Consider the following 24,089-nt stretch of genomic DNA (forward strand, 5'->3'; position numbering starts at 1 on the left):
TCACTTCTCCTTGCTGTCGGTCGGTGCGGGTGGGGCGAACTGCTCGATCAGGCGCTGGGAGGCCTCGAAGAACGGCATGCCGACCATCACCCCGTCCACGACGGTGACCGAGCGGCCGTTCTCCAGACCCGCCGCGACCACCCGCCGCGCTCGCTCCAGGAGCTGTTCGTCCGGGCTGAACGCCTCGTTGATGTACGGGAGTTGGTGCGGGTGCACGGCGATCTTGCCGCTGAAGCCGAAGTCCCGGGCGAGCGCGGCCTCCCGGCGCAGCCCGTCCGTGTCGTCGACCTCGAAGAACGGCGCGTCCATCGCCTCGATCCCGGCGGCGCGGGCGCTGTTGACCACCCGGCCGCGGGCGTGCGCGAGCGCCTCCCAGGAGAGCCGGGCGCCGACCGCGAAGGCGTAGTCGGCGGAGCCGAAGACCAGCCCGCGCAGCCGGTGGCCGGCCGCGGCGATGGCGGGGGCGCGCTCGATGCCGAGCGGTGTCTCGACGACGGCGAGGAACTCCGTCTGCGGGCAGTCCGCCGCGAGCGCCCCGGCCGCGATCTCGATGTCCCGCGGTGACTCCGCCATCGGGATCAGCACGACGTCCGGTTTGACGCGGTACCGGGTGAGGGCGATCAGGTCGCGCAAACCGTCCGTGCCCGAAAGGGAGTTGATCCGGACCGCGCTCCGGGCGAGTTTGGTGGACGGCAGGGCGAAGAACTCCTCGGCGAGACGGCGGGCCTCCTCCTTCCGTGCGGGCGGGACCGAGTCCTCCAGGTCGACCATGGCGATGTCGGCCCCGGACTGGTGGCTCTTGGCGTACCGCTCCACCGCCATCGCGGGTGTGGACAGCAGGGAACGGCAGTACCGCGTGAACTTCATGGAGATCTCCGAAGTCAGCGAAGTCTGCGGCTCCCGGTTCTATCCCAACGCCTTTGTTCGGCGCCGTACGGCTGGACATTGAACATCAACTCGGAACAACCGGCGGGTCAGCCCCATTGTTTGACGCCAACTGTCCTGAGCATGATGAATCTCAAAGGGTGGACATCGAGGTCGCCACGTCGACGGAGAAGGGGGCCGCTGTGCCGCGTCGGGAGAGTCCACTGGACCAGGGGGACGGCCCGCTGCTCCGCTTCGCGGGCGACTTACGCGCCCTCCGGGAACGGGCCGGCACCCCGCCGTACCGCCAACTGGCCGTCCGGGCCCACTGTTCGGCCGCGAGCCTGTCGGTGGCCGCGGGTGGGCGCCGGCTGCCCAGCCTCGCCGTCACCCTCGCGTACGTGCAGGCGTGCGGCGGGGACGTCCGCGAGTGGCAGCACCGCTGGCAGCTGCTCGCCGCCGAACTGGCGGCCGACACCGCCGCCCGGCGGCGCACCCAGGACGCCGGCCGGGCCCCGTACCCGGGGGCGGCGGCGTACGAGGCGGCGGACGCGGAACGGTTCTTCGGACGCGAGGCGCTCCTGGAGCGGCTGGTCGCACTGCTGGGCGAACGGCGGCTGGTGGTGGTCACCGGGCCCTCGGGGGCCGGCAAGTCCTCGCTGGTCAGGGCGGGTCTGCTGGCCGGGCTGGGCGGCCTGGGCGGCCTGGGCGGCAGGGCCGGGGTGGTCGGCGCGGGCGGGGCGGACGGCGCCGGCGGTGCGGGCGGTCCGGCCGGCGGCGGCACCGGGAGTGCGGCGCGTGGTGGGGCCGCCGGGTTCGGCGGCCGCCCCGGCAAGGGGGCGCCGATGGTGCTGCTCACCCCCGGGGAACGGCCGATGGAGGCGTTCGCGCTGGCGCTCGCCCGGCTCGGGCAGCGAGCCGGGCAGGCGTTCGGCGTGCGCGGGGGCCGGGAGGTCGGGGGCCGGGGCGGGGGAGGCGCCGAAGCGGCGGCGGGGTCGCCCGGCGAGGACCCGGTGCTGGTGGTGGACCAGGGCGAGGAGCTGCGGACGCGGTGCCGGGACGCCGGCGAGCGCGCCCGGTTCCTGGACGCGCTGGTGGCGGCGGCGGAGGGCACGGCCGGGTCGGGCGCCGGGGGCGGCGGCGGGGGAGCGAGGGGCGTCGGGGCGTCCCGGGGCGCTCGATGCCGGGTGGTCCTGGTGGTGCGGTCCGACCAGTACGACGCGCTCAGGGCGGAACACCCCGCCCTGGCCGCGGCCTGCGGAGACACCGTGCTGGCGGTTGGCGCGCCCGCACCGGACGAGCTGCGGCGGGCGATCACCGAGCCGGCGCTGCGCTCCGGGTGCACCGTCGAAGGAGCACTGCTCGCGGTGCTGATCTCCACGGCCGCCCAGCAGCCCGGTGCCCTGCCGCTGGTGTCGGCGGCACTGCTGGAGACGTGGCGGCGACGCAGTGGCAATGCGCTGACGCTGGCCGGGTTCCAGGCCACCGGCGGGTTCGAGGGAGCACTGGCCCGGACCGCCGAGGCGTTGTTCACCGGGCTGGAGCCGGCCGACCGGGAACGGGCCCGGGCGGTGTTCCTGCGGCTCGGTGGTGAGCCGGCGCCGGACACCGGCGGCGAGCGGGCGTGCAAGCCGGTCCGGCGCGGCGAGTTCGACGAACCCGGGGTGCCGGCGGTGCTCGAACGGCTGGTCCGGGCACGGTTGGTGGTGCTGGACCGGGAGACCGTCCAGCTGTCCCACCACGGACTGCCGCAGGCCTGGCCCCGGTTGCGGGACTGGCTGGCCGAGGGCCGGGAGACCCTCGGTGAGCAGCGGCGGCTCACCGAGGCCGCGCGCAGCTGGGCCGCCGCCGACCGCGACCCCGAACTGCTCTACCGGGGCACCAGGTTGGAGCAGGTCCACCGGCGGGTGGTGGCCGGCGAGCTGAGCACGGGCTGGGTCGAGCGGGCGTTCCTGGCGGCGGGCCTCCGCGCGGCAGCGGCGGACCGCCGGCGCGCCCGGCGGCAGAGCCTGACGGTCGCCGGACTGGCGGCCGCCGGCGGCGCGTTGATCACGCTGGCGGGCGGGAACCGGATCCGGCGCGTCCTGCGGCATTGAACGGCCGGTTCGATCGGTCGGGTTGACCGGCCGGACTGAATCGGCACGGTTGGCCGGTGGGGCTGATCAACGGGTTGATCGACCGAGTCGGTCGGTCTCGCTGTTCGGCCGCGTTCCCCCGCGAGTTCCCGGGCGAGTGCCCCGGAAGAGTTGATCGGCGGAATGGGCCGGTGGGATTGTCCGGTCGGATTGGCCGGTGGAATTGATCGGCGTCGGTGAAAGGGAGTTGAACAACGGGGCGGTGGATTTCCGAGCCGTCCGGGCGGCTCCGGAATTGTCGATCACCTGCTTGCGCGGCCGTCGCGGTGCCGGGTAGCTTGGCGCTCGATCCCGGCTCGCACAACGTGAATTCGCCCACCCGGCCGGGATATCCCACCCATCACGAGCGGCCGGCGCCGGTCCGGTGGTCGTCTCGGACTTCTCGGTACCGGGTTCGAGGTCGATCCACCGTCGGAGCGGTCCGTCCGCCCTTCGTTCCGGCGGCTTTCCGAGCGGTGCTCCGAACCCGTGCACGGGGCCGTGCTCCGTCGTGCTTCACCGTGCTTCGTGGTGCCCGTGTCGAGTTGCGTGGAGCCGGTGCTCACCGCCGTCGCCGCCCGTGCCGTTCTCGTCCGTCCTGAATCCGCGTCAAGGAGAGTCATGTCCGAGTCGGTCCGCCCGGCCAGGCCGGCCAGTCCGGTGCACAGCTGGGACGAGTTCACCACGCTGCGCGAGGTGGTGGTCGGCACCGCCGTGGGTGCCCGACTGCCGGAGCAGTCCGACCCGTCGTGCTGGCTGTCCTGCTTCCCGAAGACCGGTGCGGCCGACCTCGCCGCGATCCCGGTCGGTGCCTATCCGCAGCAGGTCGTGGAAGAGACCGAGGAGGACCTGGACGCGCTGGTCGCCACCCTGCGCGATCTCGGTGTCACCGTGCACCAGCCCGAAGTCATCGACCACGGCGCCGAGTTCGCCGCACCGAGGTGGCGCGCCGACGGCGGCTTCCACTCCTACTGCCCGCGCGACCTCACCCTGGTGGTCGGCGAGACCGTGATCGAGGTGGCGAGCCCGATGCGGCACCGCTACTTCGAGGTGTTCGGCCTGCGCAACCTGTTCCAGGAGTACCTGCGGGGCGGGGCGCGGTGGTTGGCGGCGCCCCGGCCGAGACTCGAGGACGAGCTCTTCGAGTTCGACGCCGACGGCCTGCCGCTGCTGGGCGAGTCCGAGCCGGTCTTCGACGCCGCCAACGTCCTGCGGCTCGGCCGCGACGTCTTCTACCAGGTCTCCCGCAGCGGCAACGAACTCGGCCTGAAGTGGCTGGAGTCCACCCTCGGACTGCTCGGCGACCTGCGGCTGCACCCTCTGCGCGACATCTACGGGTACACCCACATCGACAGCACCATCGCCCTGTTGAGGCCCGGACTGGTGCTGCTCAACCCGGAGCGGATCAACCCCGAGACGGTGCCCGAACCGCTGCGCGGCTGGGACATCCTCTGGTGCCCGCCCGCCGAGCCGTCGGCGGACTCGCCCGCGTACGCGCTCAGCGAGAGCTGGATCAGCATGAACCTGCTGATGGTCAGCCCCGACACCGCGATCGTGGAATCCGGCCAGCGGAGCCTGATCAAGCAGTTGGAGCACGCCGGCGTCACCGTCCTGCCGCACCGGCTGCGCCACTCGCGGGCGCTCGGCGGGGGCTTCCACTGCGTGACGCTCGACATCCGGCGGGACGGCGGAGCGGAGGACTACCTCTCCTGACCGGGTCCGGCCCGGGCGTCGGCCGCCGGTCCGGGGCTTCGGCCACCCGCCCGCGCTCCTGGACCACGGCCTCCAGGCCGGCCTGGACCCACGGCCTCCAGCCCGGACCTGGCGTGATCGCGGCGGGACGAGGGCTGGCATGCTTGACGGGTGACTTCTCCGTTCGACGCCCCCGTCCCTGCCCCTGCGCCCGAGGACCGCGACGCCCGGCCGCAGTATGTGCTGCCCCTGGTCGTCCGGCTGGAGCGGGCCACCCCGCCGGGGCGGACCGACGCGCTGGAGACCTCGGCGCGGGCCGTGCTCACGCTGCTCGCCGACCCCCGGGTGACCGGGCCGGACGGCGAGTGGGCCGAGCGCGTCGCGGCCTGGGAGGACGCCCGGATCCGCAAGGTGGTCCGGAGGGCACGCGGCGGCGAGTGGCGCCGGGCCGGCGAACTGCCCGGGATCACGGTCGCCGGGCGGGAGGCGGAGGTGCGGGTCTTCCCGCCGGTTCCGCTCGACGGCTGGCCCAAGGAGCTCGCCAAGCTCCAGGTCTCGGGCACCGACCTGGAGGAGACCGGCCCGGTGGGCGCCCACGATCCGAGCGTGCCGGTGCTCTGGCTCAATCCGGAGCTGGCGATGAGCGCCGGGAAGACGATGGCGCAGACCGGCCACGCGGCCCAGCTCGCCTGGTGGCGGCTGGACGAGGCGCAGCGCAAGGAGTGGGCCGAGTCCGGCTTCGCCCTGGCCGTCCGCACGGCCACGCCGGAGGCCTGGGCCGAACTGGTGGCCAGTGGCCTGCCGCTGGTCCAGGACGCGGGTTTCACCGAGATCGCCCCGGGCAGCTGCACGGTCGTGGCGGACCACCCGGCCCTGCGCGGGACGGCCGCGGACGGCTGACCGCACGAACGGCCGGCGAACGGCTGAGGGCCGACGGCTGAGGGCGAACAGCAGACGGATCACAGATAACAGCTGACAGATGATGAAATCTGTCAGCTGTTATCTGTTACTTGTGATCTGTTCGCCGCACCGTGGCGGTCCGCGGTGCACCGCTCGCAGCTCGCCCTCGCTCCTCGCGGCTCCGAGCCGCCCCGCGGCGGTCGGCGGTCGCTCGCCGCGTCAGGCCGCGTAGCGGCGGATCGAGCGCAGGCCGCCGTACGCGGCCGCGGCGGCCCAGAGCGCCATGATCAGCAGACCGGTCCAGTGGCCGTAGTGGACGGTCGGGTCCGGCTGGGTGCGCATCGCGTACAGGCCGGCCCGGTCGGGGAGGAACTGGCCCACCTCGCGGACCCCGGGGATCGCGGCGAGGAAGGTCGTGCCGAGGAAGACCATCGGGCTGACCAGGCCGAGCGCGGCGGTGAAGTTGCGCAGCATGGCGGTCAGCCCGAGGCAGAACACCACCAGCAGCGGGTGGTAGAGCACCCCGGCCAGGAAGCTGCGCCCCATGCCGGGGAGGGTCAGGTCCAGGCCGACGGTGCCGGCGACCGCGAGGAACGAGCCGGCCGTGGAGATCAGCCCCACCAGGAGCCCGAGCCCGGTGCCGAGGGCGAGCTTGGCGCCGTACAGTCGTCCGCGCCGGGGCACGGCGGTGAGCGAGAGGCCGATCATGCGGGTGTTGAACTCCTGCCCGATCAGCAGGATCCCGACGCAGGCCACGGCGACGTGGCCGAACAGCAGGCCGTAGTAGATCCCGCCGGCCGGGTCCTCGCCCAGGCTGTGGTCCACCTTCCCGTAGGCGGCGTTGACCGCCAGGGTGATGCCGACGGTCAGGACGACGGCGACGAGCGGGGCGATCCACTGGGAGCGGAGGGTGGTGAACTTGATCCGCTCGGCGCGGAGGGCGCCCGCCGCACCGGGGGCCAGGGCGCTCATGCCGCCACCGCCCGGTACTCGACGCTGCCGGCGGTCATCCGCATGAACGTCTCCTCCAGCGAGTCCTGTTGGACGGCGATCTCGTACAGCACCACGCCGTTGGCCGCCGCCAGGGCGGCGATCCGCTCGGGTTCGGCGCCGCTGACCTCCCAGGCGCCGCCGTCGACCGGCTCGGCGGCGAGGTCGGAGTCGCGCAGCAGGGCGTCGAGCTTCGCCGGGTCGACGGCGCGGACCCGGACCCGGGTCCGGCCGTGACGGTCGATGAAGTCGGTGGTGGCCGCGTCCGCCAGCAGTCGGCCGCGGCCGATGACGACCAGGTGGTCGGCGGTGAGCGCCATCTCCGTCATCAGGTGCGAGGAGACCAGCACCGAGCGGCCCTCGACGGCGAGGCTGCGCAGCAGGGTGCGGATCCACCGGATGCCCTCCGGGTCGAGGCCGTTCACCGGCTCGTCCAGCATCAGCACCGGCGGGTCGCCGAGCAGGGCGGCGGCCACGCCGAGGCGCTGGAGCATGCCCAGTGAGAAGCCGCTGATCCGGCGGCCGGCCGCGTCGGCCAGTCCGACCTGGCCGAGCACCTCGTCCACCCGGCGCTCGGGCAGTCCGTTGCTGGCGGCGAGCCAGCGGAGCTGGCCGCGGGCGGTGCGGCCGCCGTGCAGGGCGTGGGCGTCGAGCAGGGCGCCGACCTGCCGCAGCGGGTCGGCCAGCTCGGCGTACGGGCGGCCGGCGACGAGGGCGCGGCCGGCGGTCGGCCGGTCCAGGCCGAGGATCAGCCGCATGGTGGTGCTCTTTCCCGCGCCGTTCGGCCCGAGGAAGCCCGTCACCACCCCGGGCCTGACCTCGAAGCTCAGGTCGTCGACCACGCGCGTCCCGTCGTACTCCTTGCTGAGGCCGTGAACCTGGATCATGGTCGCCCTCCCGCTCTCTGCTCGTCCGTACTCGCCGACGGGCCGTCCGGCCGGTCCCGGGGGTCCGCCCCGAATCCGGTCCGTCCCGGCGTCGATGACACCCATTCGACCGGAGCGGCGCCCCCGCCGGATCCCGCCCGGGAGGGGATCGGACTCCCTCTCGGGAGGGAGGGCGCCGTACGTCGCTGACCTGGCAGGATGGCCGGATGCCCCGGATATTCGCGCCCCTGCTGAGCGCCGCCACCTACGCGCGGTGGCTGCACCTGACCATCGGACTGATCTTCGTCGGCGTCGTGCTGATGGTGTATCCGGGCACGAACGGGCACGGCCTCGGGGAAGTCCTGGTGCGTGCCGTCCCGGTGGACGCGGTGCTGCTGGTGCTGGCCGCGCTCCTCCCGGCGACGCGGCGCGCGGAGGGGGTGCAGGCGCGGTTGCTGCTGATGCCCGAACGGGAGCAGGACATCGCCGCCGAACCCTCCCGGACCTGGGCCGACCTGCGGCGGACGGCGGCCTGGCTGGTCGGCCGGGTCGCCCTCGGCACGGGTGTCGGAGTCCTCTCGGTGCTGGTCCCGGCCGCCGCCTTCGACCTGCTGGTCCGGCCAGTGCCTGAGCTGTTCGGCCTCCGGCTCCCCGCCGGGGCGGGCACCTCCTGGTACCTGCTGCTGGCGCCGGTGCTGCTGTTCGCGCTCGGCTGGCTGGTCGTCTGGGCGGGACGTCTCCAACTCACCATGGCGGTGCGGCTGCTGGGGCCGTCCCCGGCCGAGCGGCTGGCCGCCGCCGAGCTGCGCGCCGAACGGCTGCTGGAACGCAACCTGTTGGCCCGCGAGCTGCACGACTCCATCGGCCACGCCCTGACGGTGACGGTCATTCAGGCCGGAGCGGCGGGCGAGGTCGGCGACCCGGCGTTCGTCGCCAAGGCGCTCGAAGTCATCGAGGAGACCGGCCGGCAGGCGATGGAGGACCTCGAACGCACCCTCGCCCTGCTCCGCGACGCCGGCGGCGGAACGGTCCACGGCACCATGCGCGACGGCACCGCGCACAACGGCACCACGGGCGACGGCACCAGGCGCACCGACCCGGCGGGCAGCGCGGCCGACGACGCGGGAGACCCCCGCGAGCGGCCCGGCGTCGAGCAGCTGCCCGCGCTCTTCGACACCGCGCGCGCGGCCGGCAGCCCGGTGGAGGCGTGGCTCGACCTCCCGTCCGGCCAACTGCCCGGCGTGCTCTCCCGCGAGGGCTACCGCATCGTCCAGGAGGGCATCACCAACGCCCTCAAGTACGCGCCCGGCGAACCGGTCAGCGTCCGGATCGCCCTGCGCGACGGCCGGTTGGAGATCCGCTGCGCCAACGCGCTGAGCGGCTCGGCGGCGCCGGTCCGCAGTTCACCGCGCCGGGGCGGCAAGGGACTTCGCGGCATCCGCGAGCGGGCCGTGCTGCTCGGCGGCGAGGCCTCGGCCGGACCGGAGTCGGGCGAATGGGTGCTGGCCGTTCGGGTACCCCTACGCTTGGGCGCGTGATGATCGACATTCTGCTGGCCGACGACGAGGAACTGGTCCGGGCCGGACTGCGCGCCGTCCTGGAGGCGCAGGGCGACCTGCGGGTGGTCGGCGAGGCGTCCGACGGCGCCGAGGCCGTCGCCCTGGCCCGCGAACTGCGCCCGCACGTGGTGCTGATGGACGTCCGGATGCCACGGGTGGACGGCCTGGCGGCCACTCGCGAGCTGGTCCGGGACGGCGCGCAGCCCGGCGGGTACGCGCCGAAGATCCTGGTCGTCACCACCTTCGAGATCGACGACTACGTCTACCAGGCGCTGCGCGCGGGCGCCGACGGCTTCCTGCTGAAGCGCGCCCGGCCGACCGAGATCGCGCACGCCGTCCGGCTGGTCGCGGCCGGCGAGTCGCTGCTCTTCCCCACCGCGATCCGCCGCCTCGCCGCCGGCCACGGCAACCGGGAGGCACGCGAGACCATGGCCCGCGCCGCGCTGACCGAGCGCGAGGCGGAGGTGCTGCGCCTGGTCGCCCGCGGCCTGACCAACGGCGAGATCGCCGACCAGCTGTTCCTCGGCGTGCAGACGGTGAAGACGCACGTCAGCAGCGTGCTGGCGAAGCTCGGTGCCCGGGACCGCACCCAGGCGGTGATCGCCGCGTACGAGTCGGGGTTCGTGGCGCCCGCGGACTGACCGGCCTCCGGGGTCGGTTCACCGACCGGCCGCCCGACCACCGGTAAGCCGGCCGGCGGACCGGCTGGCGAACCGGCCTCCGGTGAGCTGATCAGCAGCCTGGCCGACCAGCGGCCCGCCCGACCAGCGGCCCGGCTGACCAGCGGCCCACCCGACCGGCGGCCCGACCGACCGGCGGCCCGCCCGACCAGCAGCCCACCTGACCGGCGGCCCGACCGACCGGCCGGCGCCGTCCGGGCGCCGGCTCAGGCCGGGTACGCGTGCGTCTGGGCGGCCTTGACCGTCGCCCACACCCTCGCACCGGGAACGAGGTCGAGTTCGGCCGCCGCGGCGGGCGTCAGGTCGGCGGCCATCGCCGGCGCGCCCGCCAGATCGGCGCGGACCTGGTCGCCGTGCAGGTCCAGCCCCACGACCTCGAGCTCCCAGACGTTGCGCGCGCTGGACAGCGGCTTCTCCCGGTACAGCGTCACGGCGGACGGCGGGAACGCCACGAAGGCGGGGCCGGACAGCTCCTCGGTGGTGGCCAGCACGGTGCCGTCCGCCAGGGTGACCCGGTGGCCGTCCGCGCTGCCCTGGTACAGGTTGAGCCCGACCAGCCGGGCGATGTAGTCGGTGCGCGGCCGCCGGGCGATCTCGGCCGGAGTGCCGGACTGCACCTCCCGGCCGGCCTCGATCACCACCAGCCGGTCGGCCAGCACCATCGCGTCCAGCGGGTCGTGCGTCACCAGCACCGCCACCGCCTCGAACTCGGCCAGGTGGCGGCGCAGTTGCGAGCGCACGTCGAGCCGGGTGCGGGCGTCCAGGGCGGCCAGCGGCTCGTCGAGCAGCAGCAGCCGGGGCCGGACGGCGAGCGCCCGGGCGAGCGCCACCCGCTGCGCCTGACCGCCGGAGAGCCGGCCCGGGCGGACGCCGGCGTGCTCGGCCAGGCCCATCCGTTCGAGCCAGCCGGCCGCCTCGGCGCGAGCCTCACGCTTGGGCCGGCCCTGACAGCGAGGGCCGAAGGCGACGTTCTCGAGCGCGCTGAGGTGCGGGAAGAGCAGGTAGTCCTGGAACACCACGCCGACCGGGCGCTCCTCGGCGGGCGTGTGCAGGCGCTGCGCCGGGTCCTCCAGGACGCTGCCGTCCAGCCGCAGGTGGCCGTCGGTGAGCGGGAGCAGTCCGGCCAGCGCGCGCAGGGCGGTGGACTTGCCGGCGCCGTTCGGGCCGAGCAGCGCGACCACCTCGCCGGGCGCGGCGGTGAGCGCGAGATCGAGGCTGAAGGCGGCGCGGTCGACCCGGAGCCGGGCGTCGAGGGCGGGGGCGGCGGCAGTCACGGTGTGGGCGTCCAGGGGGGAACGGAGGTCGGGGCGGGGGCGGGGCGGAATGACGAGTGGGACCGGCGGCGGGACGAGCGGCGGAGTGCGCGGAGCGATGCGCAGTGCAACGAGCGGCGGAGCGGGAAGTCGGCGGGTCCGACTTCCCACTCCGGAGCCCCCGGCGACGGAGCAGCTGATGTGGAAGCGGCTGCTGACGACCGGGCCGACGGCTGGGCCCACGGCTGGGCCGACGACCGGGCGGCCGGCCACCGGGCGGCCGACGGCGGCATCAGCGTTATCACCGGCCTCACTGGCATGACCGGCCTCACTGGCATCACCGGCGTCACCAGCATCAGCGGTACCACCGGCCTCATCGGCATCGGCAGCGCGTTCACGGCGTGGACAGCCAGCGGTCGCGCAGGCCGACCAGGACGGCGATCGACACCACCAGCAGCACCAGCGACAGCGCGATCGCCGCCTGCGGGTCGGACTCCATGGCCAGGTAGACCGCGAGCGGCATGGTCTGCGTCCGGCCCGGGAAGTTGCCCGCGAAGGTGATCGTCGCGCCGAACTCGCCCAGCGCGCGTGCCCAGGCCAGTACGGCGCCGGCGGCGATGCCGGGCGCGATCAGCGGCAGGGTCACCCGGCGGAAGGCCGTCAGCCGGGAGGCGCCGAGGGTGGCGGCCGCCTCCTCGTAGCGCGGGTCGGCGGCGCGCAGCGCACCCTCCACGCTGATCACCAGGAAGGGCATCGCCACGAAGGCCTCGGCGATGATCACGCCGGTGGTGGTGAACGGCAGGGTGATGCCGAAGGCGGAGTCCAGCCAGGAGCCGACGATCCCGCGCCGGCCGAGCACCAGCAGCAGCGCCACCCCGCCGACCACCGGCGGCAGCACCAACGGCAGGGTGACCAGTGCCCGGACGAGGCGTCGTCCGGGCAGGTCGGTGCGCGCCAGCAGCCAGGCCAGCGGCACCCCGAGCACCAGCGACACCCCCGTGGCCGCTGTGGCACAGATCAACGAGAGGCGCAGCGCCTCCCACACCTCGGGGCTGGTGAGCTGCTCGGACAGGTCGCCCCAGGGCGCCCGGACCAGCAGCCCGACCAGCGGCAGGGTCAGGAACGCCAGCCCGAGCAGCGCCGGGAGCAGCAGCGCGACCGGGACGCGGTGCGCGCGCCGCCGCCGGCGTGGCAGGTCGGCCGACGGGGCTGCCACCCCGGCGGCGGACCGGCTGGTGCGAGGGCTCACGGTGCCTGGAACCCCGCCGCGGTCAGGACCTGCTGGGCCTCGGGCGACTGGATGTAGGCGACGAAGGCGGCGGCGCCGTCCTTGTTCGGCGCCTTGGCCAGCGCGGCGATCGGGTAGTCGTTCACGGCCTTGGCGGCCTCGGGGAAGTCCACGCCGTCGATCTTCGCAGCATCGGCCTTCACATCGGTCCTGTAGACCAGCGACGCGTCGACCTCGCCGAGCTCGACCTTGGTCAGCGCGCCCTTGACGTCCTGCTCCAGGGTGACCGGGGTGAGCTCGACGCCGGCCGCCTTGAGCGCGGTCTGGGCCGCCGCGCCGCACGGCACCTCCTTCGCGCACAGGGCGACCTTCACGCCGGGGGCGGAGAGGTCCTTGAGCGCGCTGACGTGCTTGGGGTTGCCCTTGGGGACGGCGATGGTGAGCGTGTTCTTCACGAAGGTCTTCGGCTCGCCGGCGGCGCCGCCCGCGTCGGTGACGGTCTTCATGGTGGCCGGGCTGGCGGCGGCGAAGACGTCGGCGGGGGCGCCGGAGTTGATGCTGGAGGCGAGGCTGGAGCTGCCGCCGAAGTTGAACTTGACCTTGGCGCCCGGGTTGGCGGCCTCGAACTTCTTGCCGAGGTCGGTGAAGCTCTCCTTGAGCGAGGCGGCGGCGAAGACGGTGAGCTCGCCGGACGCCTTGGGGACGCTGCTGCCGGCGGTGGCGCTGCCGGAGGCGGTGGTGGACGCGCTGGTGGAGGTGCCGGTGGAGGTGCCGTCCGCGGCCTTGGTGGCGCCGTCGCTGCCGCAGGCGGTGACCCCGAGGCTGAGAGCGAGGGCCGCCGCGGCGGCGGCGAGTCCGCGGGTGCGGACGCTGCGGGTGGTGCTCATCGGTGTTTCCCCTCCTGGGCGCGCCGGAAGGGGCGCGGGGACGCTGCCGCAACTGCGGCCGGTACGCCGATCATAGTGCCGCACATACCAGCGGAAAATCGTCTGTTTCATTGCACAGGCGAGGGGCGCCATCCGTCACCGACCCGCTGTCGGAAGGCTCAAACCGCCCGGTCGGCGTGTGCGGTCGGTGCACCTGGAAAACCCGTCGCGCGCGAGCTCCCGAGCCGCCAGAGTGGTCACCGTCCGTACGCATGACCGGCCGAGCGGCCGTCCCGGGGGAGGAGTACACCCATGTCCACGCTGCGCGTCACCGCCGAGCGACTGACCATCCTGGCCCATCCGAACGCGGATGCGCTCGAACTCGCCCAGGTCGGTCTCTACCGGGCGGTGGTCGCCAAGGGCGCGTACCGGACCGGCGACTACGCCGTCTACATCCCCGAGCAGGCCGTGCTGCCCGCCGCGCTGATCGAGGAGCTGGGCCTGACCGGGCGGCTGGCCGGGAGCAACGCCGACCGGGTGAAGGCGGTCCGGCTGCGCGGCGAGCTGTCGCAGGGGATCGTCTGCCGGCCCGGCGCGCTGGCCGGTACCGACCTGGCGTCCGCGGCCGAGAGCGGCGAGGACTTCGCCGAGGTGCTGGGCGTCACCAAGTGGCGGCCGCCGATCCCGACCACGATGAACGGTGACGTGGTCCGCGCGCCCGACCTGCTGCCCTGGGTGGACATCGAGAACCTCAAGCGCTTCCCCGACGTCTTCGAGCCGGGCGAGCCGGTGGTGCTGACCGAGAAGGTGCACGGCAGCTGCTGCCTCGTCACCTATCACGCCGCCACCGGCGAGGTGGAGGTGTCGTCCAAGGGCATCGGCTCCCAGGGGCTGGCGCTGGCCGAGGACGGGCGCAACCTCTACTGGCGGGCGGTGCGCGCGCACGGCATCCCGGAGGTGGCCGCGCGGCTGGCGGAGCGCCTCGGCGCCGAGCGGGTCGGCATCTTCGGCGAGGTCTTCGGCGCGGGCGTGCAGGACCTCACCTACGGCGGGTCCGGCCGCACCGAGATGCCCGGCTACCTGGCCTTCGACGTCTCGGCGGTGCTGGACGGGCAGCTGCGCTGGCTGCCCGCCGCCGAACTGCTGGACGGCGAGCTGCCGGTGGTGCCCGAGCTGTGGCGCGGGCCGTTCGACCCTGACACCGCGCTGGCGCTCGCCCAGGGGCGGGAGACCGTCTCCGGGCGGGAGCTGCACCTGCGCGAGGGCGTGGTGATCCGTCCGGTGACCGAGCGCTACAGCCCGGTGGTCGGCGGCCGGGCGATCGCCAAGGTGGTCAGCGACGCCTACCTGACGCGCAAGGGCGGCACCGAGTACGAGTGACCGGCGGCGCCGGCAGCAGCAGGAGTCGTACCGGGAGCAACGGCCGTACCGGTGTGCGGGTGCGGTCGCGGTGGGATCCGCGACCGCCCCCGCTGCGCTCCTCCGTGCTCCTCCGTGCTCTCTCGCGCCCTCGTGCGCCCTTCAGGGGCGACCGGCCGTCGACTACCGTGAGGCGCCGGTGATCGTCTCGCCTCGGGTCACCCATCCCCCCGGCACCCCGATCACCCCGATCACGCGATCACCCAGATCGCGACGATCACCCCGATCACCGGGAGCGGCCGGAGCAGCACGGAGTGGCTCGACGGGGACGGCGGTCGGGCACAGGACCGGCCCATTCGAACACAGCGCCCGCGCGCCGCGGGCAGCTTTTCACATCTTCGTGTCACCGATTCCGGGCCGCCGATAGCGTCCCACGCACCCCGGACCGGAAGCGCACGTGCGGCTGGCATATGACGGGTGATCGAACCTCCGGACAGGTCCGGACCGGTCGCCGTCCGCCGTCCGCGCGGAGTCCGCCCGGTCCAGGGAGCCCGGGCGCAGCGCGAAACCGCCCCGGGCCCGACCGGTCGACCGGAGGTCCCATGGGCACGATGAACCACTTCAGTTTCGGCTGGCTGACGCCCGCGCTCTCCTACGTGATGGCGTGCGCCGGAGCCGCGCTGGGGCTGCGCTGCACCCTGCGTGCCCTCGCCGCGACGGGTGCCTCGCGCCGGAACTGGCTGCTCACCGCGGCCGCCGCGATCGGCTCCGGGATCTGGACGATGCACTTCGTCGCCATGTTCGGTTTCGCCGTCGACGGCACCGAACTGCGCTACAACGTCCCGCTGACCGTGCTCAGCCTGCTGGTCGCGGTCCTGGTCACCGGGCTCGGCCTGATCGCGGTCGGCTACGGCCGGCACCGCGGCCTGGCCCTGCTGACCGGAGGCCTCACCACCGGCCTCGGCGTCGCCGCGATGCACTACCTCGGCATGGCCGCCATGCGGCTGCACGGCGGTCTGCGCTACGACCCGGGCACGGTGGCGCTCTCCGTGGTGATCGCCGTCGGCGCCGCCACCGCCGCGCTCTGGGCGGCCGTCACCATCCGCAACGTCTACGCCGCGGTGGGCGCCTCGCTGGTGATGGGCCTCGCCGTGAGCTGCATGCACTACACCGGCATGGCCGCCGTCCACGTGCACCTGGAGCCCGCCCGGACCGGGCTCGGCGGGGCGGCGCCGATGGAGTTCGTCTTCCCGCTCGCCGTCGGCCTCGGCTCCTTCCTCTTCCTCACCTCGGCCTTCGTCGCCCTCTCCCCGACGGCCCAGGAGCGCGCCGCCTACCAGGAGGCGGGCGAGCTGACCATCGAGGAGTTCCCGACCACGCCCGCGCGTCCCACGGCGGACCAGCACCACCGCGCGGCCTGAGCCGGCGCCGCTGACCTTCACACCTCCCTCCCCCGCCCGAAAGGCTCCTCACCCATGCGCGAAAGCCGCGGTACCGCGCCCGGTACCCGCCGGGGTGCCCACGCCGGGCCGCCCGCCCGCCCCGCCCGTGAAGCGAACCGCCGCAGTCCCCGCCGCGGTCCGCGCGGACTGCGCCCCCGGACCGTCCGCGCCCGGATCGTGGCGCTGCTGATGGTCCCGGTCGTCTCCGTGCTGGCGCTCTGGGGGTTCGCCAGCGTCACCGCCGCGCAGGACGTCTGGGACCTGCTGCGCCTGCGCGAGGCCCAGCGCACCGTACTCACCCCCGTCTCCTCGGCCGTCACCGGACTCCAGGCCGAACGCGCCGCCGCCGGCCAACTGCTGGCCGCCCCCGGCGCCGCCCGGGAGAGCGCCCTGCGCGAGGCGGCCGCCGCCACCGACCGCGCGCTCGCCCCGCTCCTGCTCGACCCCCGGCCGGGCGCCGAGGTCCGGAACGCCGACGGCCGGAACGGGGACGACCAGGGCGGCGTCGGCCGCAACGGCACCGGCCAGGGCTACAACCGGGCCGACGCGCAGGGCCTCGGGGCCGACGCCGCCGCCCGGCTGGACGCGCTCGGCTCCGCCGTCGCCGCGCTGCCCGAACTGCGCACCCGGGTGCTCGCCCGCGGAGTCGGCTGGCCCGAGGCGTACGCCGCCTACGGGACGGCCGTGGACCGGGCGCTCGCGGTGGCCGGCGCGCTCACCCCGCTGCAGGACCACCGGGTCGCCTCGGACGCCCGGGTCCTGCTGGAGTTCGCCCGCTCCCGCGAACTCCTCGCCCGGGAGGACGCGTTGCTGCGCGCCGCCCAGCTCACCGGCGCGCTCACCGAGGACCAGCTGCGGGAGTTCGCCGGCGCCGCCTTCGCCCGCCGCCAGTTCGAACAGGGCTCCGCCAACGACCTGCGCCCGGAGGACCGCGCCGCCTTGCTCGCCGTCACCGGCGGCCAGGACCACCGGGACCTCACCGCCTACGAGGACAAGGTCCGCACCGCCGCCGACGGTCGTGCCGCGGCCTCCGCCGTGCCGCCCGAGCGCTGGTCGGTCGCGGCCGGCGACGTCGCCCGCGACCTGCGCGCCGTCGAGGACGCGGCCGGCCGGGCCGCCGCCGAACGGGAGAACCCGTACGCGCTGGGCCTGTTCACCCCGGCCGGGGCCGCCGTGCTGCTCGGGCTGCTCGGGGTGGTGGCCTCGCTGGTGATCTCGGTGCAGATCGGGCGCGCTCTGGTCACCGAGCTGATCGGCCTGCGGAACTCGGCACTCGAGCTGGCCGGCCGCGAACTCCCGGCCACCATCCGGAGGCTGCGCGCGGGGGAGGAGATCGACATCGACGCCGAGGCGCCCGTGCCGGTGCACACGGGGGACGAGATCGGCCAGGTGCACGGCGCGCTCGGCACCGTGCGGCGAGCGGCGGTCACGGCGGCCGTCGAGCGGGCCGAGGTGCTCTCCGGCGTCTCCGGGGTGTTCGTCAACCTCGCCCGGCGCAGCCAGGTGCTGGTGCACCGCCAACTCACCCTGCTGGACGCGATGGAACGGCGCACCGAGGACCCGGCCGAGCTGGCCGACCTGTTCCGGCTCGACCACCTCACCACCCGGATGCGTCGCCACGCGGAAGGCCTGATCATCCTCTCCGGCGCCGCCCCCGGACGGGCCTGGCGCAAGCCGGTGCCGCTGCTGGACGTGGTCCGCGCCGCCGTCTCGGAGGTCGAGGAGTACGCCCGGGTCGAGGTGCACCGGCTGCCGTACGCGGCGGTCACCGGGCAGGCCGTGGCCGACCTCACCCACCTGGTCGCCGAACTGGTCGAGAACGCCACCGGCTTCTCACCCCCGCACACCCGGGTGCACGTCCGGGGTGAACGCGTGGGCAACGGCTACGCGTTGGAGATCGAGGACCGCGGCCTCGGGATGGGCACGGAGGCGCTGGCCGATGCCAACCGGCGGATCGCCGCGGCCGAGCAGACCGACCTGTTCGACAGCGACCGGCTCGGCCTGTTCGTGGTCAGCCGGCTTGCCCGGCGGCACGGCGTCCGGGTCTCACTGCAGACCTCCGCGTACGGCGGGACCACCGCCGTCGTGCTGCTGCCCACCGGGCTGCTCGCCGAAGGGCGGCCGGAGCGGCGCGAACCGGACCCGGCGGTACCGGAGTTGGACGTCGAGCCGATGCCGGGCGCGGCGCGGGCCGGACGGTCGGCCGACGAAACCCGGTACCGCGGAAGCGCGTTCGCCGCACCCGCGTTCGCCGCACCCGAGTTGGCCGACTCCAAGGTGGCCGGGTCCGAGGTGGCCGGGTCTGAGGTGGCCGGGTCCGAGGTGGCCGGGTCCGAGGTGGCCGGGTCTGAGGTGGCCGGGTCCGAGGTGGCCGACTCCGGGCGTGCGGAGCCCGTTTCGCCCGAACGCGCCCCGGCCGGGCCCGCGTTCGCCGCGGCCGGGTCCGCCTCGGACGACGGGCTGCCGGACTTCGAGTCGCGGCACGAGGAGACGCCTCCGGCGGCGGGTGGGCCGCCGTCGGAGGGCGGGGCGCTGCTACCGTTCGGCGCCCGGGGCGGCGACCCCGGGGTGCTGCGCCCGATCCCGTTCCGGTCCTCGGGAGCCCGAGCGGACGACCCGGACCACCCTGACCACCCGGACCACCCGGACCACCTGGACCACCTGGACCACCTGGACCACCTGGACCACACAGACGGTCCGGAACGCCGGGGCGGGCGCGGCGGTCAGGCCGTCGCCCGTCGGGCGGAAGCCGGCCCGGACGGGTGGCCGCGCACGGTGGACCGGGTGCCTTCGGCTCCGATGGCGGCCCCGGCGGTCCGGCCGGGGTGGGCCGGCCGGTCCGCACCGCGGACCGGGGCCACGCCCACGGGCGCCTCCGGACCCTCCGGACCCTCCGGACCCGCCGGGCCGGACGAGCTGCCCCGGCGGGTCCGCCAGGCCAGTCTGGTCCCGCAACTGCGCGAGGGCCCACCCCGTCCGGCGCCGGGCCGTCGGCGTCCCGCCACGGCCACCGCGGCCGGGCCCGGCCGCAACCCGGAGGCGGCCCGCGCCGCGATGTCCGCCTTCCAGGCCGGCTGGGCCCGCGGCAAACGCCCGGACGACGGCCCCGGCCCCGGCTCCGGCTCCGGCCAGGGCCAGAGTCAGAGTCAGGTTCAAGAACCGAGGCCACGCCCGGACCGGCGTCCCGCCGAAGCTCCTGCACCCCCGTACCGCCCCCTGCCACCGCACCACCACGAAGGAGAGCGCCCATGATCGGCACCACCCACCGCGCGGGAGAGCTCAACTGGCTGCTCGACGAACTGGTTTCGCGTGTCGTCGAGGTCCGGTTCGCCGTGATGCTCTCCGCCGACGGCCTCGCCATGGGCACCTCGGCCGGACTCGGCCGTGAGGACGGCGAGCACCTGGCCGCCGTCGCCTCCGGCTTCCACAGCCTGGCCAAGGGCGCCGGGCGGCACTTCGACGCCGGTGAAGTCCGGCAGACCATGGTCGAGTTGGAGCACGGATTCCTGTTCGTGGCCGCCGCGGGCGAGGGCACCTGCCTGGCCGTGTTCTCCACCGCCGACGCCGACCTCGGGCTGATCGCGTACGAGATGGCCCGACTGGTCCGCCGGGTCGGCGAGCACCTCTTCACCCCTCCGCGCAGCGCGGACGGCGGGTGAGCCCGGTGCCGCAGCCGCGTCCGCACCGCCGCCGTGGGCCGTGGCCGGCCGAGCGCCCGCCGGCCGGGCAGGTCCCGCCGGTGCCGTCGGTCCCGCCGGTGCCGCCGGTTCCGGCCGTCGCACCGGGGCCGCCCGGCACCCCGCCGGCTACCCGCAACCCGCTCGCCGCCGCCCACCGTTCCCGTTGGTACGACGACGAGGCCGGCCCGCTGGTCCGCCCGTACGCGATGACCAAGGGGCGGACCAGGCCCAGCGGCCGGGACTTCGACCTGATCGCCCTGGTGGTCGGCGACGTCCCGGACCCGGCGGACTCCCCGGACGCCCCGGAGCCGCCGGTCGGGCCCGAACAGGGCCTGATCCTGGGCCTCTGCCGGGGCAACGCCCTCTCGGTGGCGGAGATCGCCGCCGACCTCGACCTGCCGCTCGGCGTGGTGCGGGTGCTGCTCGGCGACCTGCTGGCGGCCGGGTACATCCGGGTCACCCGCCCCGTCCCGCCCGCCCTGCTCCCCGACGAGCGCATCCTCCAGGAGGTCATCCATGGACTCCGCGCACTCTGACCGCCCGCCCGCCGGTGACCCGCGCGCGGGTGACCCCTACGCGGGTGACCCGCACGCCGCACCCTCGCACCCCGACCGTCCGGCCGACACGGGCGGCGCGAACGCCTCGGACGCCTCGGACGCCCCCGTGCTCGCGCTGAAGATCCTGGTGGCGGGCGGTTTCGGGGTCGGCAAGACCACCCTGGTCGGCTCGGTCAGCGAGATCCGCCCGCTGCGCACCGAGGAGCAGCTCACCGAGGCGGGGCGGGGCGTGGACGACCTCGGCGGGGTCGAGCGGAAGACCACCACGACCGTGGCGATGGACTTCGGCCGGATCACCATCCGCGAGGGCCTGTCCGTCTACCTCTTCGGCACTCCGGGGCAGGACCGCTTCTGGTTCCTGTGGGACGAGCTGGCCCAGGGCGCGCTCGGTGCGGTGGTGCTCGCCGACACCCGCCGGCTGACCGACTGCTTCCCGGCGGTGGACTTCTTCGAGCACCGCGGCATCCCGTTCGTGGTGGCCGTCAACCGTTTCGCCGGCACCCGGCACTTCGGCATCGAGGAGGTCGCCCGGGCGCTGGACCTGGAGGCCGGCACCCCGGTGGTGCTCTGCGACGCGCGCCTACGGGCCTCCGGCAAGGAGGTACTGGTCAACCTGGTCGAACACGCCGGCCGCGTCCACGCCGCCCGCCTGCTCGCCGACACGGGGGCGTCCGCGTACTACTGAACCTGAAGGAGTGGTGTCGGGGCCGTCGGTCGGACCAGGCGTTGGCTCGTGCGGTCGTGCGGTCGACCTCGGGCGTGAGGTGCGCACAGGCGGGAGCCTGACCGAGGCTGGCAGGGCCTCGCGAGGGATTGCGGGCTTCAGGCCGTCGTGCGCTTCGGGGCGGGGACAGCAACAGCAGGATCGCTGCCGCCCTGCGGCCTGCTACAAGCCCGGCGAGCGGCCCCGGGTGTTCTACGTCGTCCGTGAGCACGCTGGCGCAAGGACCAGCCGAAGGGTTTCGGCCGGCGGGACTTCCGCGACCTGATCGTCCGGGCTCGCATCCAGCTCGGCGGCCCGATCGTGCTGGTCTGGGACAACGTGCGGCTCCCTCTGCCACGGCCGCTGCGCGAGTTCGTCGAAGCCAGTGCCGAGCGGCGGCTCAGCGTCGTCCAGTTGCCGACCTACGCGCCCGACCTCAACCCGACCGCGGGCGTGTGGTCGCTGGTCGAGCGGGACATCGGCAACCCTCGCGGCGGCCAACCTCGGTGAGATCACGCGCGCGGTCAAGCGCAGCCTTGAGAAGCTCCAGTACCGTCCCCACCTGATCGACGGCTGCCTCGCAGGCGCAGGCTGGTCCTCGGAGTGCGACCGTCAGAAGATTCCGAAGAACCGGTTCCACCACGTGGGCCGCTGCCCGTACAGGTGCGCCCGGGCCGGGGAGCAGGAGGAGCGGGGTGCCGCCGTGGGGGCGGCACCCCTCGATGTGTGGTGGGCGACGGGTGGTGTCGGCCGTGGGCCGGCCGGGCGTCAGCCTCGGGTCTGGAAGAGGATCCGGGTCCAGCTGGAGCCCGGGCAGTTGCCCCAGACCGCCCACGGCTGGGGCCGGGCGCCGATCCACAGGCCGGTGCTGGACGTGCCGTTGGCGCAGTAGGTGATGGTGCGCAGCTCACCGGAGTAGATCCGGCAGCTGCCCTCCCAGCGCCAGCCGTAGTCGGCGGTGATGGTGCAGTGGTAGGAGGCGGCGACGGCCTCGGGCTGGGCGATGCCCGAGCCGGCGGAGATGCTCTGGTCGGCGGCCGGCGCGGCGGCAGCGGCGGGAAGGGTCGTGGTGCCGAGCACGCCGAGGGCGGCCGTGGCCACCATCCCGAGCTCGGCGATGTTCCTGGCGATGCGACCTGACACGGTGTCTCTCCTCACTCGTGGTACCTGCCCCGGCCCGGAAGGCGACCGGGAGCGGCAATTCCCGTGCCCCGTACGGCCGGTGACGCATTGCACACGAATGACTGCGCACGGTGGGACGACGAACTATGATGTGATGTGCGTCACAGGGTGGTTGTCGGCCGGGTCGTCAACCGTGCCTTCGGGGTGCCGATTTCCGAGGGGAGCGGCATGGAATTCACCGGTCGGGGTCGAGGTGGGCGGGGGGCGGACGTCACCGCCGGCCTTCATGTGGCAGGTCCGGGAGGGGAAGCCGGCGGGCGGGCGGCCGATGGCGCGGGCGGCGGTGCGGTCGGCGGCGTGGTCGATGCCGAGGCGGCCGATTTCCACCGGGTGTTCACGGAAATCCTGCCCCGGCTTCGCCGGGCGGCCGTTTCACTCGGCGGAAGTTCGTTCGCGGCCGATGACCTCGTGCATGACGCGTATCTGCGGATCGCCCGCCGGCCGGAGCGGTTCCTCGGCCACCCGCATCCCTACGCGTACGCGTTCACCACGATGACGAACATCGTGCGGGACCAGTGGCGTCGGGAGCGCCGTCGGACGGTCGTGTCGGAGCCGGTCGAGGGGGAGCGGGCCCGGGCGGACCCCTCGGGCGGAGGGCTGGGGGAGCTGCAGTCGCGCTGGGAGGTGCTCCGGCTGCTGCGCCGGCTGACCCCCAAGCAGGCTCGCGTGGTGGCGCTGGTCGACCTCGACGGGTACACGGTCGACGAGGCGGCCGCGCTGCTGGGCCTGCACCGGTCCACCCTGGCGGTCACCCGCCGCCGGGCACTGGTCCGGCTCCGCGCCATCGTCGAGGGCGAGCGCGAACGCGAGGGTGGGCGCGAACGCGGGGGTGAGTGTGAACGCGAGGACGAGGGCGAACGGGAGGGCGAGGGCGAACGGGAGTGCGAGCACGGCCGCGGGCGCGCCCGGGGCCGGCGGCCCTCGGGCCCCGGAGCCCGACCCGACGCACCGAACTGACGACAAGTCAGCTGATGCGCCGCCCCGGCCCTTACGCTGCGCATCGTGATCACGTACCAGGAGCACCGGCTCCGCACCCTGGTCGAGGACGGCCGCTGGCCAGAGCTGCTGGCCGCCTACCGGCAGGCCCGGGCCGCCGCCGTGGCGCGGGTCGGCGAGGAACGGGGGGTGGCCGAGACGGCGCCGCTCGGCCACCTGATCGCGCATTCCGCACCGCCCGAGCTGGCCGTGCGGCTGTTCGACCCGGACGGCGGCCCCGGCACCGCCGCCGGGGTCGCCGACCACGACGCCGGGCCGCTCTGGGAGGTGCTGGCCACCCGGCACTCGTGGCTGCGGCTGGCGCCGCTGCTCGGTCCGGCGCCGGTGCGCCGGCTCGTCGCGCACACCAGGGTGCTGATCGGCGAGGACCTCTCGTACGGCGCGGAGCCGGATCCGGAGGGCGTCCCGCTGGTGCTGGAGCCCTGGGAGTCGGCCGGCTGGGGCGAGGGTTCCCGGGTGCGCGACTACCTGCCGGAGGGCGGTTCGCGCAGCGCGCTGCTGACGCTGCCCGCCACCCGGGAGGGCCTCGGCCCGGTGCTGCTGCCCGCGCCGGCCGGCCGGCTGCGCGGCCAGCGGGCGACCCGGGCGCTGGCCGCGCTGGCGGAGTGGGCGGAGGTGGTGTGCGTCCGCGGCCCGGCGCCGCAGGCGGCCGGCCAGCTGGCCCCGGCGCGGCGGGTCACCGGCGGGTACCTGCCGTTCGCGATCGCCTATCCGGCGCTGTTGCAGGCGGGGGCCGCGGACCGGGCGCGGGGTTCGGCGGACGGCCGGTTGGCGATCTGGCGGGCGCTCGGTGCCATGGCCGGCGGCGACGGGCCGGACCGGACGGAGGTGAACGCGCTGGTGGCCCGGATGCGCTGCTTCACCTGGTGCGACCCGGCGGACGGCCTGCGCCACCTGCACGTCGCGATGGAGGACCCGGCGACCGGTCTGAGCTGGGCGGTCAGCGGCTCGGACGAGGCCTGACGCGCGCACCCGGCGCGCCCCGCGGCGGCGGGCCTCCGGTCACCCGACGGTCCCCGGGGCGGGCCTCCGGTCACCCGGCGCGCCCCGCGCACCCGACGGCTCCCGGGGCGGGCCCCCGGTCACCCGACGGGCGTCCGGGCGTGCGAAGGCCCCGGCCCGGCGCCGCCCGGGGGGTTGGGCTTGCGGCACCGGGGC

General features: G+C 74.9%; 21 protein-coding genes. 14 read left to right on the forward strand and 7 right to left on the reverse strand.

Features of this window, described 5'->3' with window-relative positions; all coding sequences use genetic code 11:
* The gene (locus ACFVHB_RS03770; protein ID WP_380314632.1) at positions 1-867 is read right to left on the reverse strand and encodes an HpcH/HpaI aldolase/citrate lyase family protein; all 867 of its coding nucleotides are present in this window, start codon (positions 865-867) and stop codon (positions 1-3) included.
* A 200-nt stretch (positions 868-1,067) separates the two neighbouring features.
* Here ACFVHB_RS03770 and ACFVHB_RS03775 point away from each other — a divergent pair, with 200 nt between their 5' ends.
* From ACFVHB_RS03775 to ACFVHB_RS03785, 3 genes are all read left to right on the forward strand, one after another.
* Positions 1,068-2,960: an ATP-binding protein gene (locus ACFVHB_RS03775; RefSeq protein WP_380314633.1), complete on the forward strand. Its 1,893-nt coding sequence runs from the start codon at positions 1,068-1,070 to the stop codon at positions 2,958-2,960.
* A gap of 639 nt (positions 2,961-3,599) precedes the next feature.
* Positions 3,600-4,691, forward strand: coding sequence for an inosamine-phosphate amidinotransferase 1 (locus tag ACFVHB_RS03780; RefSeq protein WP_380314634.1), 1,092 nt, complete (start codon positions 3,600-3,602; stop codon positions 4,689-4,691).
* A 150-nt stretch (positions 4,692-4,841) separates the two neighbouring features.
* Complete coding sequence (locus ACFVHB_RS03785) at positions 4,842-5,570, forward strand: aminoacyl-tRNA hydrolase (RefSeq protein ID WP_380314635.1); 729 nt, start codon at positions 4,842-4,844, stop codon at positions 5,568-5,570.
* Between the two features lie 219 nt (positions 5,571-5,789).
* Here ACFVHB_RS03785 and ACFVHB_RS03790 read toward each other — a convergent pair whose 3' ends face one another.
* Both ACFVHB_RS03790 and ACFVHB_RS03795 read right to left on the reverse strand, forming a co-directional pair.
* Positions 5,790-6,542: a hypothetical protein gene (locus ACFVHB_RS03790; protein WP_380314636.1), complete on the reverse strand. Its 753-nt coding sequence runs from the start codon at positions 6,540-6,542 to the stop codon at positions 5,790-5,792.
* Positions 6,539-7,447 carry an ATP-binding cassette domain-containing protein gene (locus ACFVHB_RS03795; protein WP_380314637.1) on the reverse strand — a complete coding sequence of 303 codons (909 nt, stop codon included), beginning with the start codon at positions 7,445-7,447 and terminating at the stop codon, positions 6,539-6,541. The genes ACFVHB_RS03790 and ACFVHB_RS03795 overlap by 4 nt, the downstream gene beginning before the upstream one ends.
* 206 nt (positions 7,448-7,653) lie before the next feature.
* On the opposite strand from ACFVHB_RS03795, the gene ACFVHB_RS03800 reads away from it, so the two are divergent.
* Both ACFVHB_RS03800 and ACFVHB_RS03805 read left to right on the forward strand, forming a co-directional pair.
* A complete protein-coding gene (locus ACFVHB_RS03800; RefSeq protein WP_380314638.1) occupies positions 7,654-8,964 on the forward strand; it encodes a sensor histidine kinase in 1,311 nt (436 codons plus the stop codon).
* Positions 8,964-9,626 (forward strand): response regulator, encoded by a 663-nt coding sequence (locus ACFVHB_RS03805; RefSeq protein WP_380314742.1) that lies wholly within the window; start codon positions 8,964-8,966, stop codon positions 9,624-9,626. The genes ACFVHB_RS03800 and ACFVHB_RS03805 overlap by 1 nt, the downstream gene beginning before the upstream one ends.
* Positions 9,627-9,871: 245 nt before the next feature.
* Here the strand turns inward: ACFVHB_RS03805 and ACFVHB_RS03810 are convergent, their stop codons facing one another.
* From ACFVHB_RS03810 to modA, 3 genes are all read right to left on the reverse strand, one after another.
* Positions 9,872-10,939 carry an ABC transporter ATP-binding protein gene (locus tag ACFVHB_RS03810; protein WP_380314639.1) on the reverse strand — a complete coding sequence of 356 codons (1,068 nt, stop codon included), beginning with the start codon at positions 10,937-10,939 and terminating at the stop codon, positions 9,872-9,874.
* 373 nt (positions 10,940-11,312) lie between these two features.
* On the reverse strand, positions 11,313-12,167 hold the full coding sequence (locus tag ACFVHB_RS03815) for an ABC transporter permease (protein ID WP_380314640.1): 855 nt from the start codon (positions 12,165-12,167) through the stop codon (positions 11,313-11,315).
* The gene (modA, locus tag ACFVHB_RS03820) at positions 12,164-13,033 is read right to left on the reverse strand and encodes a molybdate ABC transporter substrate-binding protein (protein ID WP_380314641.1); all 870 of its coding nucleotides are present in this window, start codon (positions 13,031-13,033) and stop codon (positions 12,164-12,166) included. The genes ACFVHB_RS03815 and modA overlap by 4 nt, the downstream gene beginning before the upstream one ends.
* A 291-nt stretch (positions 13,034-13,324) precedes the next feature.
* Here modA and ACFVHB_RS03825 point away from each other — a divergent pair, with 291 nt between their 5' ends.
* The 7 genes from ACFVHB_RS03825 to ACFVHB_RS03855 all read left to right on the forward strand — a co-directional run bounded on the left by ACFVHB_RS03825 (position 13,325) and on the right by ACFVHB_RS03855 (position 21,263).
* The gene (locus tag ACFVHB_RS03825) at positions 13,325-14,392 is read left to right on the forward strand and encodes an RNA ligase (ATP) (protein ID WP_380314642.1); all 1,068 of its coding nucleotides are present in this window, start codon (positions 13,325-13,327) and stop codon (positions 14,390-14,392) included.
* Between the two features lie 581 nt (positions 14,393-14,973).
* Positions 14,974-15,792 carry an MHYT domain-containing protein gene (locus tag ACFVHB_RS03830; RefSeq protein ID WP_380314643.1) on the forward strand — a complete coding sequence of 273 codons (819 nt, stop codon included), beginning with the start codon at positions 14,974-14,976 and terminating at the stop codon, positions 15,790-15,792.
* Positions 15,793-15,990: 198 nt separating this feature from the next.
* Positions 15,991-19,065, forward strand: a complete 3,075-nt coding sequence (locus ACFVHB_RS03835; RefSeq protein ID WP_380314644.1) for a nitrate- and nitrite sensing domain-containing protein — start codon at positions 15,991-15,993, stop codon at positions 19,063-19,065.
* Positions 19,062-19,472 (forward strand): roadblock/LC7 domain-containing protein, encoded by a 411-nt coding sequence (locus tag ACFVHB_RS03840; RefSeq protein WP_380314645.1) that lies wholly within the window; start codon positions 19,062-19,064, stop codon positions 19,470-19,472. The genes ACFVHB_RS03835 and ACFVHB_RS03840 overlap by 4 nt, the downstream gene beginning before the upstream one ends.
* 80 nt (positions 19,473-19,552) lie before the next feature.
* Positions 19,553-20,029 (forward strand): DUF742 domain-containing protein, encoded by a 477-nt coding sequence (locus tag ACFVHB_RS03845; protein ID WP_380314646.1) that lies wholly within the window; start codon positions 19,553-19,555, stop codon positions 20,027-20,029.
* On the forward strand, positions 20,010-20,735 hold the full coding sequence (locus tag ACFVHB_RS03850; protein ID WP_380314647.1) for an ATP/GTP-binding protein: 726 nt from the start codon (positions 20,010-20,012) through the stop codon (positions 20,733-20,735). Before ACFVHB_RS03845 ends, ACFVHB_RS03850 begins: the two co-directional genes overlap by 20 nt.
* 339 nt (positions 20,736-21,074) lie before the next feature.
* Positions 21,075-21,263 (forward strand): transposase, encoded by a 189-nt coding sequence (locus ACFVHB_RS03855; protein ID WP_380314648.1) that lies wholly within the window; start codon positions 21,075-21,077, stop codon positions 21,261-21,263.
* Between the two features lie 258 nt (positions 21,264-21,521).
* On the opposite strand, the gene ACFVHB_RS03860 is transcribed toward ACFVHB_RS03855, so the two are convergent.
* Positions 21,522-21,896, reverse strand: coding sequence for a hypothetical protein (locus ACFVHB_RS03860; protein WP_380314649.1), 375 nt, complete (start codon positions 21,894-21,896; stop codon positions 21,522-21,524).
* A gap of 207 nt (positions 21,897-22,103) precedes the next feature.
* Between ACFVHB_RS03860 and ACFVHB_RS03865 the strand changes: the two genes are divergently transcribed.
* Both ACFVHB_RS03865 and ACFVHB_RS03870 read left to right on the forward strand, forming a co-directional pair.
* Positions 22,104-22,892, forward strand: coding sequence for an RNA polymerase sigma factor (locus ACFVHB_RS03865; RefSeq protein ID WP_380314745.1), 789 nt, complete (start codon positions 22,104-22,106; stop codon positions 22,890-22,892).
* A 45-nt stretch (positions 22,893-22,937) separates the two neighbouring features.
* The gene (locus ACFVHB_RS03870) at positions 22,938-23,894 is read left to right on the forward strand and encodes a hypothetical protein (protein ID WP_380314650.1); all 957 of its coding nucleotides are present in this window, start codon (positions 22,938-22,940) and stop codon (positions 23,892-23,894) included.
* Positions 23,895-24,089: the final 195 nt, after the last annotated feature.

Source organism: Kitasatospora sp. NPDC127111 (assembly GCF_042677465.1).
GTDB lineage: Bacteria > Actinomycetota > Actinomycetes > Streptomycetales > Streptomycetaceae > Kitasatospora.